17 protein-coding genes are annotated in these 16,093 nt (G+C 71.0%); 11 read left to right on the plus strand and 6 right to left on the minus strand.

All coding sequences use genetic code 11. The features are described 5' to 3' along the window. Positions 1-75 precede the first annotated feature (75 nt). The 3 genes from hisC to Q0116_RS11280 are packed head-to-tail and all read left to right on the plus strand — an operon-like array spanning position 76 to position 2,350. Entirely contained in the window at positions 76-1,170 is a 1,095-nt protein-coding gene (gene hisC, locus Q0116_RS11270) for a histidinol-phosphate transaminase (protein WP_297888210.1), read from the plus strand. Further along, a complete protein-coding gene (locus Q0116_RS11275) occupies positions 1,167-1,721 on the plus strand; it encodes an adenylate kinase family protein (RefSeq protein WP_297888213.1) in 555 nt (184 codons plus the stop codon). Before hisC ends, Q0116_RS11275 begins: the two co-directional genes overlap by 4 nt. Before the next feature lie 26 nt (positions 1,722-1,747). After that, the gene (locus tag Q0116_RS11280) at positions 1,748-2,350 is read left to right on the plus strand and encodes a CDP-alcohol phosphatidyltransferase family protein (protein ID WP_297888216.1); all 603 of its coding nucleotides are present in this window, start codon (positions 1,748-1,750) and stop codon (positions 2,348-2,350) included. A gap of 24 nt (positions 2,351-2,374) precedes the next feature. Here the strand turns inward: Q0116_RS11280 and Q0116_RS11285 are convergent, their stop codons facing one another. Both Q0116_RS11285 and Q0116_RS11290 read right to left on the minus strand, forming a co-directional pair. Further along, a complete protein-coding gene (locus Q0116_RS11285) occupies positions 2,375-2,797 on the minus strand; it encodes a universal stress protein (protein ID WP_297888220.1) in 423 nt (140 codons plus the stop codon). Between the two features lie 52 nt (positions 2,798-2,849). Further along, complete coding sequence (locus tag Q0116_RS11290) at positions 2,850-3,497, minus strand: hypothetical protein (protein ID WP_297888223.1); 648 nt, start codon at positions 3,495-3,497, stop codon at positions 2,850-2,852. Between the two features lie 271 nt (positions 3,498-3,768). On the opposite strand from Q0116_RS11290, the gene Q0116_RS11295 reads away from it, so the two are divergent. Together Q0116_RS11295 and Q0116_RS11300 are read left to right on the plus strand one after the other, a co-directional pair. Next, positions 3,769-4,005 carry a hypothetical protein gene (locus Q0116_RS11295; protein WP_006113632.1) on the plus strand — a complete coding sequence of 79 codons (237 nt, stop codon included), beginning with the start codon at positions 3,769-3,771 and terminating at the stop codon, positions 4,003-4,005. A gap of 236 nt (positions 4,006-4,241) precedes the next feature. After that, positions 4,242-4,778, plus strand: coding sequence for a GrpB family protein (locus Q0116_RS11300; protein WP_297888227.1), 537 nt, complete (start codon positions 4,242-4,244; stop codon positions 4,776-4,778). A gap of 13 nt (positions 4,779-4,791) precedes the next feature. Here the strand turns inward: Q0116_RS11300 and Q0116_RS11305 are convergent, their stop codons facing one another. Both Q0116_RS11305 and Q0116_RS11310 read right to left on the minus strand, forming a co-directional pair. Next, the gene (locus Q0116_RS11305) at positions 4,792-5,976 is read right to left on the minus strand and encodes an MFS transporter (RefSeq protein WP_297888231.1); all 1,185 of its coding nucleotides are present in this window, start codon (positions 5,974-5,976) and stop codon (positions 4,792-4,794) included. 60 nt (positions 5,977-6,036) lie between these two features. Next, positions 6,037-7,212, minus strand: coding sequence for a Xaa-Pro peptidase family protein (locus tag Q0116_RS11310; RefSeq protein WP_297888234.1), 1,176 nt, complete (start codon positions 7,210-7,212; stop codon positions 6,037-6,039). A gap of 125 nt (positions 7,213-7,337) precedes the next feature. Between Q0116_RS11310 and Q0116_RS11315 the strand changes: the two genes are divergently transcribed. The 4 genes from Q0116_RS11315 to Q0116_RS11330 all read left to right on the plus strand — a co-directional run bounded on the left by Q0116_RS11315 (position 7,338) and on the right by Q0116_RS11330 (position 12,209). Next, positions 7,338-7,994, plus strand: a complete 657-nt coding sequence (locus Q0116_RS11315; RefSeq protein ID WP_297888237.1) for a hypothetical protein — start codon at positions 7,338-7,340, stop codon at positions 7,992-7,994. A 271-nt stretch (positions 7,995-8,265) separates the two neighbouring features. Then, entirely contained in the window at positions 8,266-9,243 is a 978-nt protein-coding gene (locus Q0116_RS11320) for a transcription initiation factor IIB family protein (RefSeq protein ID WP_297888240.1), read from the plus strand. A gap of 84 nt (positions 9,244-9,327) precedes the next feature. Then, positions 9,328-9,801 (plus strand): NUDIX hydrolase, encoded by a 474-nt coding sequence (locus Q0116_RS11325; protein WP_297888243.1) that lies wholly within the window; start codon positions 9,328-9,330, stop codon positions 9,799-9,801. A 128-nt stretch (positions 9,802-9,929) separates the two neighbouring features. Beyond that, positions 9,930-12,209: a hypothetical protein gene (locus Q0116_RS11330; RefSeq protein WP_297888246.1), complete on the plus strand. Its 2,280-nt coding sequence runs from the start codon at positions 9,930-9,932 to the stop codon at positions 12,207-12,209. Positions 12,210-12,280: 71 nt separating this feature from the next. On the opposite strand, the gene Q0116_RS11335 is transcribed toward Q0116_RS11330, so the two are convergent. Continuing rightward, a complete protein-coding gene (locus tag Q0116_RS11335) occupies positions 12,281-12,586 on the minus strand; it encodes a hypothetical protein (RefSeq protein WP_004045854.1) in 306 nt (101 codons plus the stop codon). A 294-nt stretch (positions 12,587-12,880) separates the two neighbouring features. Here Q0116_RS11335 and Q0116_RS11340 point away from each other — a divergent pair, with 294 nt between their 5' ends. Together Q0116_RS11340 and Q0116_RS11345 are read left to right on the plus strand one after the other, a co-directional pair. After that, positions 12,881-14,233, plus strand: coding sequence for an adenylosuccinate synthase (locus Q0116_RS11340; protein ID WP_297888260.1), 1,353 nt, complete (start codon positions 12,881-12,883; stop codon positions 14,231-14,233). Positions 14,234-14,312: 79 nt separating this feature from the next. Continuing rightward, positions 14,313-15,128: a hypothetical protein gene (locus Q0116_RS11345; protein ID WP_297888263.1), complete on the plus strand. Its 816-nt coding sequence runs from the start codon at positions 14,313-14,315 to the stop codon at positions 15,126-15,128. A 29-nt stretch (positions 15,129-15,157) separates the two neighbouring features. Here the strand turns inward: Q0116_RS11345 and Q0116_RS11350 are convergent, their stop codons facing one another. Next, the gene (locus Q0116_RS11350) at positions 15,158-16,021 is read right to left on the minus strand and encodes an aldo/keto reductase (protein WP_297888265.1); all 864 of its coding nucleotides are present in this window, start codon (positions 16,019-16,021) and stop codon (positions 15,158-15,160) included. Positions 16,022-16,093: the final 72 nt, after the last annotated feature.

Consider the following 16,093-nt stretch of genomic DNA (forward strand, 5'->3'; position numbering starts at 1 on the left):
GACTCCGACCCGGGAGCGCCGTGACCGGCGTCCGTCAAGACCACCCTTAAGCCCGACCGCCCCCGACCGTCTGGCATGCGACCACGGGATCTCTCCGATCACTCGCCGTACGTGCCCGGGCGGGGCGTCGAGGAGGTCGCCCGCGAGCGCGGGATCGACCCCGACGACCTCATCAAGCTCTCATCGAACGAGAACCCGCACGGCCCGAGCCCGGCGGCCGTCGAGGCCATTCGCGACCACGCCGACCGCGTGAACCAGTACCCGAAGTCCTCGCACACGGACCTCACCGCGAAGATCGCCGAGAAGTGGGGGATCGGTGACGAACAGGTGTGGGTCTCCCCCGGCGCCGACGGCTCGATCGACTACCTCTCACGGGCCGCGCTGGAGCCGGGCGACGAGGTGCTGGTGCCGAGCCCGGGCTTCGCCTACTACGCGATGTCCTCGCGGTACCACCACGGCGAGGTGACCGAGTACGAGCTCTCGACCGCCGACGGCTTCGCGCAGGACGCGGAGACGGTGCTGTCCGCCTACGGCGGCGAGCGGATCGTCTACGTCACCTCGCCGCACAACCCCTCGGGCTCGACGATGCCGCTCGACGAGGTCGAGGCGATCGCGGACGCGACCGCGCCGGAGACGCTGGTCGTCGTCGACGAGGCGTACGGGGAGTTCTCGGACGTCGACAGCGCGATCCCGCTCGCCGACGAGCGCGACGACGTGGCGGTCCTTCGCACCTTCTCGAAGGCGTACGGGCTCGCCGGGCTCCGGATCGGATACAGCGTCGTCCCCGAGGCGTGGGGCGAGGCGTACGCCCGCGTCAACACGCCGTTCGCGGCCAACGAGCTCGCCTGCCGGGCCGCCCTCGCCGCGCTCGACGACGAGGGGCACGTCGAGCAGTCGGTCGAGTCCGCCAGCTGGGCCCGCGAGTACATCGCGGACGAGCTCGACGCGCCCACCGTCGACTCCGCGGGGAACTTCGTTCTCGCCGCGGTCGGCGACGGCGAGCGCGTCGCCGAGGCGGCCCAGGAACGCGGCGTGATCATCCGCGACTGCACCTCGTTCGGGCTCCCCGAACACGTCCGGATCTCGACGGGGACCCGCGAGGAGACCCGCGAGGCGGTGGCGCTGCTCAACGAGACGCTGGCGGACCTCGGACTCGGTGTTCGGGCGTGACGGCGGGGGCCGACGACGACACGACCCCTGGCCGCGGCCCCGCCGAGTGCGTCGCCGTCACGGGCACGCCCGGGACCGGGAAGACGACCGCGACGGCGCTGCTCGAGGGAGAGTACGACGTGATCCATCTCAACGACCGGATCAAGTCGGACGACGGCCTCTGGACCGAGCGCGACGACGACCGCGACACGCTCGTCGCGGACCTCGACGCGGTCCGCGAGGAACTCGGCGACTGGTCGGGGATCCTCGACTCGCACCTCGCGCACCGGTTCGACGTCGACCGCGTGGTCGTGTTGCGCTGTCACCCCGAAGCGATCGAATCGCGCCTCGAAGCGCGCGGCGAGTCCGCGGAGACCGCAGCCGAGAACGCCGAGAGCGAGGCGCTCGACGTGATCCTCTCCGAGGCGGTCGCCGAGCACGGCGCGGAGAACGTCTACGAGGTGGACGCCACCGACCGGGACCCCGAGGCGGTCGCCGACGCGATCCGGGCGGCGGCGGAGGGGGAGCGCGAGCCGAGCGCCGGCACCGTGGACTTCATCGATTATATATGAGCCGGTCGAGACGGTCGAGACGGTAGATGACCCTCGACCAGTATCGCTCGGTGGCCGACCGCCTGCTCGGCCCGTGGGTGTCCGCGGCCGACAGGCTCGGGCTCTCGCCCGACCAGGTGAGCGTGATCGCCTTCCTCGTCGCGGTCGGGGCCGCCGGGGCGTTCGCCGCCGGATCGACGGCCCTCTACGCGGCCGGCGCGCTGCTCGTCCTCCTCAACGGGTGGCTCGACCTCGTCGACGGGGCGCTCGCGCGCCACCAGGGGATCGCCTCCGACGGCGGCGACTTCCTCGACCACGTCCTCGACCGCTACGCCGACGTGGCGGTCATCGCCGGGCTCACGGCGGGGGTGGGGGCGTACGCGCTCGGCTTCGCCGCCGTCACCGGCGTCCTCCTCACCTCCTACCTCGGCACGCAGATCCAGGCCGTCGGCATCGGCCGCGAGTACGGCGGGCTCCTCGGCCGGGCCGACCGGCTCGCGCTGATCGGCGTCGTGGGCGTCGTCGCCGCGATATACTCCGCACCGATCGTCGCCGGGCTCAACGTCGTTGGCCTCCTGCTCGCGCTGTTCGCCGTCGTCGGCCACCTGACCGCGGTCCAGCGGTTCCTCGGCGCGTGGAGCGACCTCTGAGCGTCGGGGTCACCGACCGACGCCTCATCGCCGAACCGCGAGTACGGGTGCGTCCGCGCGGCGGACGACCTCGTCTGTGATGCTGCCGAAGACGATCCGTTCCGCTCCGCTTCGCCCCTTCGTACTCATCACCACGAGGTCGATCGCGTTCCGGTCGACGTACTCGGTGATCACCCTCGCGGGGCTCCCGAACTCAACCGCGATCGTCGTCTCGACTCCGTCCGGTTCGGTCTCCGAGACGATCCGCTCGGCGGCCGAGGCGCGCTCGTCACGTCTCTCGTCGAGCGCCGCCCGCTCTCGACCGGCGGTGCCGAGGCCGCCGGCGACCTCGACGATAGAGAGGACGTGTATCGACGCGTCGTACCGCTCGGCGTGACTGAACGCGTGTTCCGCGGCGCCGATCGTCGCTTCGCTACCGTCCGTCGGAAAGAGGATCGTGTCGTACATATTCGTAAGCCCTCGGGGTCCGTTCTCCGTCGTCGGAACCGCGGTGGTCGCGTCACTGCCGCCGGGCGATGAGCACCGCGTCGGCGAGCACGTCGTGGCCGATCGGAACGAGGTGAGCGGCCGCGCCGATCGCGAAGATGTGTAGCGTGACGAACGCGCGCAGGGGGCCGAGGCTCCCCGCGAGGAGACCGAGTGTCGCCACGCCCGTCGCGGCGTAGACGATCCGCTCTTGCCGCCGTATCTGCGGGCTCTCCCAGTCGTACAACGCCGTCACGAGATAGCCGATTCCGATCACCGCCAGCCACGGGTGCCAGTACGCGTACCGTACCGCGCCGGACGGGACGACCTCGAGGAGGGCGGCGAGGTTGACGAGCGTCGCAGCGAGGTTCAACCCTCCCCAGACCACCCAGACGCGGTTGCGGCGCACGGTCGGCGTGGTGTAGGTCACGCCGAAGATGACGATCCCGACGGTCAACACGGCCCAGACGCCGACGATCGACTGGATCAATCCAAACGGGGCGAGGCTCGGATCGCGGCTAAACGCCCAGGAGAGCCCCCACCCGAGTACCCCCTCGAAGAACCCGAACAACAGCAGTCCGTCTCCCGGGAGCGGGGGCGACAGCAGCCGCCGGAAGTACAGCGTCAACGCGGTCCGTGAGCGGTGTAGCCGATCGGACCAGTCCGTCGCCTCACTGGACATACGTTCGCTCCCTCCCGAGTTGGCGGTGGTCGACTCTCGTCCCCGCTCGGAGACACGGACCGGACACACCGGTACGTAGAACGGTAGACGTATATGATCAGGGTTCACTTCCCGAGTGACTCGCGGAGCGCCCTCGCGGGGGCACAGGTGCCGCGTATCGAGCCACCCGGCCCCGGCGGACCGAGGAGCCCAATCACCGCCCTCGCTCCCGGGGGCCGTCCCGGAGCTGCCCGAGGGAACGATTTAAAAGCGTCCGGTCGGAACGAGGGGTATGCCCACATTCGAACTGAACCTCTCGGACGACGTGTACGCGGAGTTTCAGCAGCTGGCGGAACAGGAGTTCGTCTCCGAGGAGCAGGCCGCCGAGGACCTCATCGCGTCCGGCATCGAGGCGTACAACGTGACCGTCGTCGACGAGGAGCCCCGCGACGAGATGCTTGACGGCGCGGAGAACAACATGTTCGACACCGCGGAAGACCCCGGCAGCCTCGAAGACGACCGGCTCTGACGCCTTTTCGCTGCCGAACCCGCCTCGACGCCGAACCTGCCTCGCCGCCGAAATTTTCTCGACCCTGCCGAGTCGCCGACTCGGCGAACCGCGCCGCCGACCGGTCCGCCGGACGGAGTCGGCGATCCGGCTCCGGCAAAAGATATATCCGCGTTACGCTCGAAATAGTAAGCGAGAGTATAATTTCATTTCAGGGATATATTTTTCCGCGTGGGCCGGTTAGCGGTTGGTGACCAATGGACCCGAAGGAAGACGGACTGTCCCTCGAGCCCGATCCCGTGTGGGACGACCGGTTCGCATCCGTGCGCGACCGCGTGGCGGACGCCTCGGACGACCGGCTATGCGACGTGTTCCACGTCGGCAGCACCGCTATCGCGGGCGTCCCGGGGAAGCCGGTCTTGGACGTGATGCCCGTGTACGACAGCGCTGCGGGTATGCGCGCCGCCGCCGACCGGCTCACCGACGGGGAGTTCGAACGGGAACACGACGCCGACGACACGGTCGTCGCGCTGCGGCGGGAGCCGGATCACGTCGTCGCGGTGCGGATGCACACCGTCGACGCGGACCAGTGGCGACCGATCCTCCTGTTCCGGGAGTACCTCACCGACCACCCCGACGCCCGCGAGGAGTACGCCCGGGTCAAGCGCGAGGCGGCCGCCGAACACCCGGACGACATGGAGGCGTACACGAACGCCAAGTTCGACCTCGTCCAATCACTGACCGAGGCGGCTCGCGAGGCGGGGTACGAGGACCGCCTCCCGGCGTTCGCGTAGCGTCCCGCGGAGATCAGTACCCCAGGTCCAGCAGCCGGTTCGCCGTCAGCGTCGCCAGTCCGAGCGCCATCACGCAGGCCAGCAGGCCGAAGGCGACCGCCCAGCCCGCGGCGTCGGAGACGCTGCCGACGACGACGCTGCCTGAGGCCCCGGTCACCATGTACGCGGTCCGGACGAGCCCGAAGCCGGCACCGCGCTCGGCGTCGGAGAGCAGGTCCATGAACCGCGACTGGATCGGCGCGCCCCACGACATCGCGAGCCCCACGAGCCCGACGGCGCCGACGGTGACCGGCAGTCCGAGGTCCAGCGCCGCGGCCGCGACGAGCCCCCCGTAGCCGAGGACGCCGGCGGCCATCGTCACCATCGCGGTGGCGTCGCGGCCGATCCGGTCGGAGATCGACCCGGTGACCGGTTGGGTGCCGCCGTGGACGAGGAAGTACGCCGAGAACAGCAGCGCCGACAGCGCGCTCGACAGGCCCGTGCCGACCTCGAGGAACGTCGGGAGGAAGGAGGCGGTCGCCTGCCACGTGAACGCGCCCATCGTCGCCAGCGCGGTCGTGTAGAGGATCCGCGGCCGCGACAGCAGCTCGGCGAGCGGACCGACCGCGAACCGCTCGCCCATCGGCTGGTCGGGCCGGAGCGGCTCGGTCGGTCTGACCCGCCACGCGAACAGCGCGAACACGGGCACCGCCACCGCGGCCCCGAGGAGGACGCCGGCGCGCCAGCCGTAGCGCGACCCGACCAGCGCGGCCGCCGGCGGCGCGGCGAGCCCGGCCAGCGGTCCGCCGGCGACGTGGACGCCGATGGCGCGACCGGTGTCGTCGAACTGCCGCGTCAGGAACGTCGTCGCGACGGAGTAGTGGAGCCCGGCCCCCACGCCGAGCGCGGCCGCGAACAGTCCGAAGGCGAGGATCGACGGGGACGCGGCGAGGAGCACCGACGCGACCGCGGTCGCGCCCACCGCGGCGAGGATGACGCGGCGCTCGCCGAAGCGGTCGCCGAGGACGCCGGAGGGGAACTGCGCCAGCGCGTAGGTGAGCCACATCCCGCTGAGCGCGAGCCCGACGGTCCCGTTGGTCACGTCGAACTCCGCGGTGATCTCCGGGACCAGCGGGCTGACGACCAGCCGCGCCACCATCGTGCCGGTGAACGCGAGCGTACAGAGCGCGAGCGCCGTGTGTTCGTACCGCCAGTTCACGGTCGCCGTACCGGACACGCGTCAAAGCGGCTTCCGGTCGCGGTCAGACGAGCCGGGGACTCACTCCGCCGCGAACCGGACCGGGTAGTCGGTGAGGTTCTCGTACCCGCCCTCGGTGACGACGACGAGGTCCTCGATCCGGACGCCCCCCACGTCGGGGTCGTAGAGGCCGGGTTCGACGGTGATCACGTGTCCCGGCTCCAGCTCTCCCCCGCCGTTCGCGAGCCGCGGCGACTCGTGGACGTCGAGGCCGATGCCGTGCCCGGTCGAGTGGATGAAGCCGGTCTCCGTGTCGGGGTCGGTGCGGAACGTGGGCTCGCCGGCCTCCTCGTACACCTCGCAGGCGGCGGCGTGGACGTCCTCGCCCGTCGCCCCGGGCTCGACCGCGTCGAGCGCGGCGTCCAGGGCCCGCTCGGTGAGGTCGTACCACTCGCGGAGGGTCTCGCTCGGCTCGCCGACGCAGAACGTCCGCGTCATGTCGGCGTTGTACTTCGTCGCCTTCGACCGCGGGAAGATGTCGACGATGATCGCCTCGTTCGCCCGGAGCGGGCCCGAGCCGCGGTCGTGGGGGTCCGCGGCCTGCGCGCCGCCGGCGACGATCGTCTCGTCGAGCGCGCAGCCGTGCCGGAGGAGCGTGACCTCGATCTCCTCGGTCACCCGCTCGCTCGTGAGCGGCTCCCCGTCGCGGAGCAGGACGCCTGCCTCCGCGTCGTCGGCCTCGGTCGCCACGTCCGCGCCGGCGATCAGGTCCTCCGCAGCGCGCATCGCCGCCTCGTTCGCCTTCTGGGCGTCCCGGATCGCGTCGACCTCTTCGTCGGTCTTGACCGCCCGGACCTCCTGAAGACGGTCGTCGGCGTCGACGGCCACCTCGATACCCCGCTCGCGGAGGGCGTCCGCGGTGCCGATCGGGCCGCGCGGCGGCATCGAGACGGACTCGACGCCCTTGTCGCGGAGGAACGCGGCGTACATGTCGGTGCGCTCCTCGCGGCCGCCGTACTCGTAGTCGTAGTCGGCGTGGCGCTCCACCGTATCCGCCGTCGCCTCGGTCTGCGCGCGGCCGTACTCCAGCCCGCTGACGAGGAGGTGGACCTCGCCGTCCGCATACAGCGTGAGGAACGGGTCGGGTCCGGTGAACCCGGAGAGGTACAGCTGGTTTGCGTCCTCCTGCGAGGCGTCGAGCAGGAAGCCGTCCGCATCGAGGTCGGCCAAGTGGTCGTCGAGTCGGGTTCGGTTCACACCTCTCCCTGCTCGGGCGACGCTCAAAGCGGTTGTCCTCGCGGAACCGGCCGGACGAGGAGGGCCCCTTCGAGGCCGGCGCGAGACAAGGCATATACGGCTCACGTCGGAATGCGGGCGTTGCAATGTCGGCTGAGGATAATACTACCCTCCGTTCGCTCCTCAATCTCCCGCCTCGCTGGCTGCCGGTCGCCGTCGCCTGCGGGGTCGGCGCGGCGCTGCTCGGACTGGCGCTCACCCGGGTCGGACTCGCGGTCGCCGGCGTGTCGCCGGGGGACTCGGACGTCGCCCACTGGATGGTCGGCGGACCGATATCCGCGCTCGAGGGGTCGATCTGGTTCCTCTTCGACGCGCACTGGGTCCAGACCCGGACGGGCCCCGGGCTGTCGAACCTCGTCACTTTCGGGCACCCGCTGATACAGTCGGACGCCGCGCTGTGGCCGCTCCGCGCGGTTCCCCTGACCTTCGGTCTCGGCGCCGCGGCCGCCGTCCGATACCTCGGCATCGACGACCCGCTCGCCGGCGCCGCGACCGGCGTGGGCGCGACGCTCGGATACCTCCCGACGATGCTCGCGTTGCGGGCGGTCTCTCGCGTGCCGCTGTCGCGACACGCGACCGACGGCACGGCACCGATCTCCGACGGCGACGGGCTCCCGGCGTCTGAGGTCGCCGGCGTCACCGCCGGTCCCGACCTCGCCGCGACCCTGCTACTGGTGACCGGACTGGGCGTCGTCCTCGGCTTTCTCGCCGGTGCGGGCGCGACGCTCGCGGCCGGGGACTGACGGGCGGACCGGTCGCCCCGAACGCCGTCGCCCACGCTCGCGAAACGCCTATATATCATATGCCGCGCGATCGCCGTCACGACCGCCCTGAGCGCTGGCTCTCTCGGCCGCTCACTAATACCGAGTTTTACAGGGTTCTACACGTCGTTATCGGCCGTGTCAACGCGACGCCAGACACGCGAACATTTAAGTATTTGGGTCACTTACCTGACGGTGAGGAGAACACCGAGATCCGTCCCTCGGTTTCGTCTTTCCCTCCAGCACAAAACCAATGAGCGAGAACCTTCGAACGTACACGACCGAGAACGTCGACGACGAGCGCGAGACCGAGTCGGAAAGCGAGGAGGAAGAGCTGCGATGTCCAGAGTGCGGCGGCCAGCTCGCGACCGACACGGAACACGGCGAGACCGTCTGTGTCGACTGCGGGCTCGTCGTCGAGGAGGACGAGATCGACCGCGGGCCGGAGTGGCGCGCGTTCGACTCCAAAGAGAAGGACAACAAGTCGCGGGTCGGAGCCCCGACGACGAACATGATGCACGACAAGGGGCTCTCGACGAACATCGGCTGGCAGGACAAAGACGCCTACGGCAAGTCGTTGTCCGGCCGACAGCGGCGCCGCATGCAGCGACTCCGGACGTGGAACGAGCGGTTCCGCACCCGCGACTCCAAGGAGCGCAACCTGAAGCAGGCGCTCGGCGAGATCGACCGCATGGCCAGCGCGCTCGGCCTCCCGGACAACGTCCGCGAGACCGCCTCCGTCATCTACCGCCGCGCGCTCGACGAAGACCTGCTCCCGGGCCGCTCCATCGAGGGCGTCTCGACGGCCTCGCTGTACGCCGCCGCCCGGCAGGCGGGCACGCCGCGGAGCCTCGACGAGATCGCCGGCGTCTCCCGCGTCGAGAAAGACGAGATCGCCCGGACGTACCGCTACGTCGTCCGCGAACTCAAGCTGGAGATCCAGCCCGCGGACCCCGAGAGCTACGTGCCTCGGTTCGCCTCCGACCTCGGCCTCTCCGACGAGGCCGAGCGGCGGGCCCGCAGCCTCCTGAACACCGCGAAGGAACAGGGGATCCACTCGGGCAAGTCGCCGGTCGGCCTCGCCGCGGCCGCCGTCTACGCCGCGTCGCTGCTCGTCAACGAGAAGGTGACCCAGAGCGAGGTCAGCGAGGTCGCGAACATCAGCGAGGTCACCATCCGGAACCGGTACCACGAGCTCCTTGAGGCCGAGGACTCGGTCGCGCTGAACTGACGCACTCTTCCTGAATCGGTCCCGCGTCGTCTCGGCACCAGCCCGAGCCGAAACCGCGAAGGCGACGCGTCGCCACCCGCGGACATGGAGACGACGCGCCACTTCACGGCGACGACGTACATCGTCAACGACGGGGCGACGGCGCTTCACGAACACGAGCGGCTCGGGATCCGGCTGCCGCCCGGCGGGCACGTCGACCGCGACGAACTGCCGCACGAGGCCGCGCGCCGCGAGGTCCGAGAGGAGACGGGGCTCGACCCCGACCTCGTCGCCGCCGAGTCGGAGATCACGGGCCCGAACACCCGCGGGCTCCCCGAGCCGGCCCACCTCATGCTCCACGACATCAACGTCCACGAGGACGGGTCGGTGGGCCACCAGCACGTCGACCACCTCTACTACGCCCGGGTCGACTCCCGGGAGATCGCCCCCGACGGCGACGACGAGGTCGACCCGGCGCGCTGGCGCTGGTACACCCCCTCGGAGCTCGCGGCGAGCGACCTCCCGGACGACGTCGTCGACCTCGGGCGGGAGGCGATCGCCGCCGTCGACGACCGCTGAACGAGGAGTCGTCCGGGGCGCCAGGCCGCACCGGCGAGCGGCGGAGCCGAACCGCGAGTCGCGGCGTCAGACGGCCGTCTCACGGTCCGGAAGGTATTTGGGTCGGTGTTGGCGAGGTACACCCAAATATGGACGCACAGCGAAGGGAAGCGATCGCCGAGTGGGACGACCGCTCGTTCTCCGACGGGTTCGCGGGCCTCCGGCAGGTCGTCGGCGACGGGTTCTCGGGCGCGGCGACCGACGGGACGGGGTGGCTGTTCTTCGCCGACGGGCGCGTCGTCGGGGTCGTCGACGGGACGCTCGACGCCTTCGCGGACGCCTCGGGGACCGTCTACCGGGCCCCCGACGAGGCGCTCCCGGTGCTGTTCGCCATGCAGGAGCTCGGCGGCGAGCCGCGGGCGAAGTACTACACCAACGATACGCCGCTGAAGGAGGCCGACAGGAAGCTCTCGCAGGGCGGGTTCACCGGCTACATCGAGCTGTCGGAGAACGTCCTCTCCGGCGACTACTACGTGGCCTACACGGGCGGCGAGTCGATGGCGGCGGCGTACGTGGGCAACGCGCGCCGCCTGGAGACCGGCGACGACGCCTTCGGGCTCGCGGCCGACGAGGTCGGCATCTACACGGTGTACGAGGTCGACCTCGACGTCCGCCCGCTCCCAGACGGCGACGACGCGAGCAACGCCGCAGACCGGGCCGGAGGGACCGACTCGGTCGCCGTCGCCGACGCGGACGACGATCCGACCGGAGACGAAGCGTCGGGAGACGAGACGGACGGTCCCGACGAGCCGGCCGGAGACGACGCCGACAGGACACCGGACCCAGTCGACCCCGCGCCGGACGCCGGCCGAGACGACGGCTCCCGCGCGTCGACGAGCAGGGGCGAGCCGCCGGCGGTCGGTTCGGGGGCGGCCGCGGACGATCACGCCGACGCCGACCCGGGCGGAGAGGCCGCCGAATCGGAGGACGGCTCGACGCCCGACGCGGTTCGGATCGGAGACGCCGACGCCGCGGAGGCCGAGACCGCGGACCCGGCCACCTCAGACCGGCGGGAGCGGTCGGCGAGCGGATCCCGCGGAGCGCCCGGCTCGGACGCCGCGGAGACGGACTCCGCGGAGACGGACTCCGCGGACGCGTCGAGCGCGAAGGTCGACGCCGCCGACGCGCCGGACTCGGAGGACGTCTTCTCCGAGGAGGCCGAGTGGCGGGAACAGAAGTCGATCCCGGCGCTCGACCCGTCCGAGGCGGGCGGGGAGCCCCGCGGCGACGACCGACGAGCCGGATCCACACAGCGGTCTCGGCCGGGGAGCGACCGCGGCCGAGGCGAGGGCGGCGAGTCGGCTTCGAACGGCGGGTCGCCGTCGCCGCGCTCGACCGCGCGGTCCGCCTCGAACCCGTCGGCGGTCTCGAAGCGCGACGCGCGCGGGCAGGGGACCGACGCCGACCCCGAGCGGCTCCGGAAGCTGGAGGCGGCGCTGGAGGAGGCCGAGACCGAGCGCCGGTCGCTCGCGGACGAGCGGGACCGCCTGGCGGCCGAGCGCGACGAGGTCGCCACCGAGCGCGACGAACTGGCCGACGCGGTCGAGCGGCTCGAGTCTGAGGTCGACGAGCTCAGAGACGAGCGCGACCGGCTCCGCCGGGAGCTCTCGGAGGCGAAGGAGCGGCTGCCGGACGCCGAGCGGACGCTCACGCCCGCGGAGGCGCGGAACGGCACGAACCTGTTCATCCGGTACGACTCGAAGGAGGGCGCGACCCTCGAGGACGCGCACGACGGGAGCACCGACCGAGAGGCGCTCCGGGAGAACCTCCGCGTCGAACACCACACGAGCTTCGAGACCGACGGCCTCGCGGTGGAGGGCCGGTCGTTCGACGAGTTCCTCGAGGGCACCATCGAGTACGGCTTCACGCGCTGGCTCGTCGAGGACCTCCCGTTCGAGGTCCGCGGCACCGGCAACGAGGGGATCCTCCGCGACCTCTACGACGCGCTCCCCGAGGTCGACCGCGCCGAGATCGGCGGCACGGTGTCCGTCGAACTCCGCGAGGGGGGCGAGGAGGTCCGCGAGCAGCGCGCGTTCGACCTCGTCTTGCGCGACCGCATGGGGCACCCCCTGTTCGTCGCCGACCTGAACGACAGCCGGGACCCGACGGCGGAGGGGACGCTGGAGTCGCTCGTGGAGAACGGGCGCGACATCGCGAGTTCGAACGAGACGTTCGCGGGGGCGTTCGCGGTGACGGAGAGCTTCTTCGAGCCGGGCGCGTTGGAGACCGCGAGCGACGCGGTCGGCGGCGGCCTGTTCAGCCGCTCGAAGCGGGCGAGCTTCGTGAAGCTCTCGCGCAAGCGGGGGTTCCACCTGTGCCTCGTCGAGGCGCGCGACGGCGGGTTCCACATGACGGTCCCCGACCTCTGAGCGCGACGACGAGGGCTAGGCGGCGAGGGAAAACGCGGCAGGTACGTCGGCGGGCGAAATCGGAATCCCGGTCAGTTCTCGAGTTCCGCTGCGTCGTCGATACGCATGGAGCCGAGCTTGTCGACCGTCTCGTCGAGCTTCTCGTCGAGCTCGTCGACGAACTCGTGGGTGCGCTCGGTGGTGATGGCGCCCTGGCTGGAGGGTTCGATGAGGTTCTCCTCCTCGAGGACGCGCAGGGAGTACCGCACCTTGTGATGGGGGTAACCGGTCTCGTTCGACATCTTCACGATGCCGATCGGCTCGTTCTCGATGACCATCCGCAGGACTTGGAGGTGACGTTCGAGCATGTCTACCTCTTTCTCTAGTCGGTCTATCATGCCACATGTTAACTCGTCATGCCCCCGTTTAAAAGTTGCTGTCGACGGCCGCCGAGAATCGCTCGAACGCACGCTTTGACGTGGCAGTAGTTAACGTGTTCGATCGCAAGCCGCCCGGCCGCGCCCAGAGCGGAGCGGAGCCGGCAGTGAGCGACCGGCCGAGGAGACCGCGGCGCAGAATACACGAACGAGCGTATTCGCAGTTACCGGAGCGTTTTCCGATCCACGTCCGTGGTGGTCTCGCCGTCGCAGACCGTAATCGGTTTTACCCCCCGCCGGGAACCGGCAGGTCGTATGACACTCACCATCGTCGGCTCCCAGCTCGGTGACGAGGGCAAGGGCGCGCTCGTCGACCGGTGGGGAGGGGACGCGGACGTCGTAGTCCGTTATCAGGGCGGCGACAACGCCGGCCACACCGTCGTCGAAGGCGGCGCGGAGTACAAGCTCTCGTTGGTCCCGAGCGGCGCGGTCCGGGGGACCGTGGGCATCCTCGGCAACGGCTGCGTCGTCAACCCGAAGACGTTGTTCACCGAGATCGACGACCTGCGCGAGCGCGGGCTCGACCCCGACGTGCGCGTCGCCCGCCGGGCGCACGTCATCATGCCGTACCACCGCGTGTTAGACGGGATCGAAGAGGAGGTCAAGGCCGACGACGACGCCGGCGACGCGGTCGGCACCACCGGACGCGGCATCGGCCCCACCTACGAGGACAAGGCCGGGCGGCGCGGGGTCCGGATCGCTGACCTGCTCGACCCCGACACGCTCCGCGAGAAGCTCGAGTACGCGGTCCCCCAGAAGCGCGCGCTCGTCGAGGACGTGTACGGGCTCGAACTCGACGACGACGACCGCGCGGCCGCCTTCGACGTCGACGCGCTCCACGAGGAGTTCGCCGCGATCGGCGAGCGCCTCGCCGACGAGGGGATGACCGTCAACTCCTCCGACTACCTCCACCGCCGCTTCGAGGCGGGCGACGAGATCCTCTTCGAGGGCGCGCAGGGGACGCACATCGACGTCGATCACGGGAACTACCCGTTCGTCACCTCGTCGAACCCGACCGCGGGCGGCGCGGCCGTCGGCTCCGGGCTCGGCGTCACGAGGGTCGGCGACGGCGAGGTCGTCGGCATCGTGAAGGCGTACCTCTCGCGGGTCGGCGAGGGGCCCCTCCCGACCGAGCTCGACGGCGACGCCGACGAGGAGGCGCTCGCCGACGAGATCCGCGAGAAAGGCGGCGAGTTCGGCACGGTCACCGGCCGCCCCCGCCGGATCGGCTGGCTCGACCTGCCGATGCTCCGCCACGCCGCGCGCGTCTCCGGGTTCACCGGCGTCGCGGTCAACCACGTCGACGTGCTCGCCGGACTCGACGAGCTGAAGGTGTGTACGGGCTACGAGCTGGACGGGGAGGAGCTGGACACCGTGCCCACCACCACGGACCGCTGGGAGCGCTGCGAGCCGGTGTACGAGACGCTCGACACGTGGGAGCCGTTCGACTCCTCGGCTGTCGCCGAGGCGGGCTACGACGCGCTCCCCGAGGCGGCCCGCGACTACCTGGCGTTCCTCGCCGACGAGATCGACACCCCGATCTACGCCGTCGGCGTCGGCCCCGACCGCGAGGAGACGGTCGAGCTGACGAACCCGTTCGACGAGTAGCTCGCGAGGGCCGGTAGCGCCCCGTGCGAACCGCCCCGCCCTCACGCACACTTTTGCGTCCCGGGCGAGACGCACAGCCATGGCCGAGCCCTCCCGCGACCCGCCCGACCGCGAGCCCCCCCGGACCGAACCGCTCGTCGCACGGACGGCCCGCCACGTCGGTCGGCTGCTCCCGCTCGCGTTGGTCCCGCTCGCGACGGCGCTCCTGCGGGTCCGCGACCTGCTCGCGGTGTCGCGGACGGACGGCGTCTCGGTCCGCGCGTCGTTCCCCGTCTACCGGTACGACGTCTGGAACTTCCTCGAGGCGCCGCGCGGGGGCGGGCTGTCCGTGTCGCTCCCGTTCGGGACGCTGGAGCCGCTCACGCTCCTCGTCCCCCTGCTCGGTGCGTACGTCCTCGTCTCGGGGCTCCTGAGCGCGGGCTACTTCGGGAGCATCGCCGACGGCGTCACAACCGGTCGGTTCGACTTCGTCGCGAACGTCCGCCGGTTCGGCGCCCGGACGGTGACGCTGGAGGCGCTCGTCGTCCTCGCGCTGGCGGCCGCCTTCCTCCCGCTGGTGATCGTGCCGCCGCTGTTCGTGGCGGCGATACTCGCCGCGCTGGTGCTCTCGTACCTCTACTTCCCGACGGTGTACGTCCTCGTCTTGGAGGACCGCGGCGTCGGGTCCGCCCTCGGTCGCGCCCGCGACCTCGTCCGACAGCACCGGCCGATCGGGTTCTTCCTCTCCGTCGCGTTCGTCACGGCGCTCTGTTCCGTTCCCCTCAGCCTCGTCGCCCGCATCGGCCCGGTCGGCGGCCTGCTCGCGGCGGTCGTCGCCGCGCCGCTGGGGCTCGCGTTCAACGTCGCGACCGCGCTGAAGGTCGCCGAGATGGCCGGGATCGAGACAGTCGAGTGACGGCCCGGGCGGACCGCCGCCCGACTTCTCTACTGCGGGTCGACGGCGTCGAGCGCGGCTCGGTCCTCGTCGGTCAGCGAGAGGTCAGCGGCCGCGAGGTTCGACTCCAGGTGGTCGACGCTCGACGTCCCCGGGATCGGCAGCGTCACGTCGGAGTGATCGAGCAGCCACGCGAGCGCGACCTGCTGGGGCGTTGCGTCGCGTCGCCCGGCGACTTCCTCTGTGACCGCGGCGGACTCCCCCTCCTGGACCGCGTACATCGGCCCCCACGGAATGAAGCCCACGCCGTGATCCTCGCAGGCGCGCAGCACGTCCTCGTCGTCGCGGTGGCCGACGTTGTACCGGTTCTGGACCGTCGCGACGTCGACAATTTCCATCGCGGTCTCCAGCTGCTCGACGGTGACGTTCGAGAGGCCGACGTGGGCGATCTGGCCGGCGTCTTTCATCTCCGCGAACGCGTGGACCGACGCCTCGAAGTCGGTGTCCGGGTCGGGCCGGTGGAACTGGTAGAGGTCGATCGTGTCGGTTCCGAGCCGGTCGAGGCTACACAGCACCTGGTTCTTCAGGAAGTCCGGGTCGCCGTGGGGGAGCCACTCGCCCTCGCGGTTGCGGAGCAGCCCGGCCTTCGAGGCGATCACCACGTCGTCGGGGTCGCCGAGCGCCTCGCGGATGAGCCGCTCCGAGACGCCCGGCCCGTAGGAGTCGGCGGTGTCGACGAAGTCGACGCCGCGGTCGACCGCCCGCCGGAGGACCGCCTTCGCCGCCGCCTCGTCGTCCGGGCGACCGATGATGTCCTCGCCGGTCACCCGCATCGCGCCGAAGCCGAGCCGGTCGACGGTGAGCTCGCCGCCGATGTCGAACGTGTCGCGTCCGCCGCTGGTGTGGGAAGCCATGGTGGCTCCGTCTCGCGCCACGCCCAAAGCCGTGGGGATGGCGGAAGGGGAGGCGGTCGGCGGCGAGCGGCG

It is taken from the genome of uncultured Halorubrum sp., assembly GCF_937146585.1.
GTDB classification, from domain to species: Archaea; Halobacteriota; Halobacteria; order Halobacteriales; family Haloferacaceae; genus Halorubrum; species Halorubrum miltondacostae.

What these genes read in the sequence shown, in the direction of transcription:
- Q0116_RS11300 (WP_297888227.1), top strand. Translation starts at nt 4,242, where the DNA reads ATGGACCCGAAGGAAGACGGACTGTCCCTCGAGCCCGATCCCGTGTGG.
- Q0116_RS11285 (WP_297888220.1), bottom strand. Translation starts at nt 2,797, where the DNA reads ATGTACGACACGATCCTCTTTCCGACGGACGGTAGCGAAGCGACGATC.
- Q0116_RS11350 (WP_297888265.1), bottom strand. Translation starts at nt 16,021, where the DNA reads ATGGCTTCCCACACCAGCGGCGGACGCGACACGTTCGACATCGGCGGC.
- Q0116_RS11295 (WP_006113632.1), top strand. Translation starts at nt 3,769, where the DNA reads ATGCCCACATTCGAACTGAACCTCTCGGACGACGTGTACGCGGAGTTT.
- Q0116_RS11320 (WP_297888240.1), top strand. Translation starts at nt 8,266, where the DNA reads ATGAGCGAGAACCTTCGAACGTACACGACCGAGAACGTCGACGACGAG.
- Q0116_RS11315 (WP_297888237.1), top strand. Translation starts at nt 7,338, where the DNA reads ATGTCGGCTGAGGATAATACTACCCTCCGTTCGCTCCTCAATCTCCCG.
- hisC (WP_297888210.1), top strand. Translation starts at nt 76, where the DNA reads ATGCGACCACGGGATCTCTCCGATCACTCGCCGTACGTGCCCGGGCGG.
- Q0116_RS11340 (WP_297888260.1), top strand. Translation starts at nt 12,881, where the DNA reads ATGACACTCACCATCGTCGGCTCCCAGCTCGGTGACGAGGGCAAGGGC.
- Q0116_RS11345 (WP_297888263.1), top strand. Translation starts at nt 14,313, where the DNA reads ATGGCCGAGCCCTCCCGCGACCCGCCCGACCGCGAGCCCCCCCGGACC.
- Q0116_RS11325 (WP_297888243.1), top strand. Translation starts at nt 9,328, where the DNA reads ATGGAGACGACGCGCCACTTCACGGCGACGACGTACATCGTCAACGAC.
- Q0116_RS11290 (WP_297888223.1), bottom strand. Translation starts at nt 3,497, where the DNA reads ATGTCCAGTGAGGCGACGGACTGGTCCGATCGGCTACACCGCTCACGG.
- Q0116_RS11335 (WP_004045854.1), bottom strand. Translation starts at nt 12,586, where the DNA reads ATGATAGACCGACTAGAGAAAGAGGTAGACATGCTCGAACGTCACCTC.
- Q0116_RS11280 (WP_297888216.1), top strand. Translation starts at nt 1,748, where the DNA reads ATGACCCTCGACCAGTATCGCTCGGTGGCCGACCGCCTGCTCGGCCCG.
- Q0116_RS11330 (WP_297888246.1), top strand. Translation starts at nt 9,930, where the DNA reads ATGGACGCACAGCGAAGGGAAGCGATCGCCGAGTGGGACGACCGCTCG.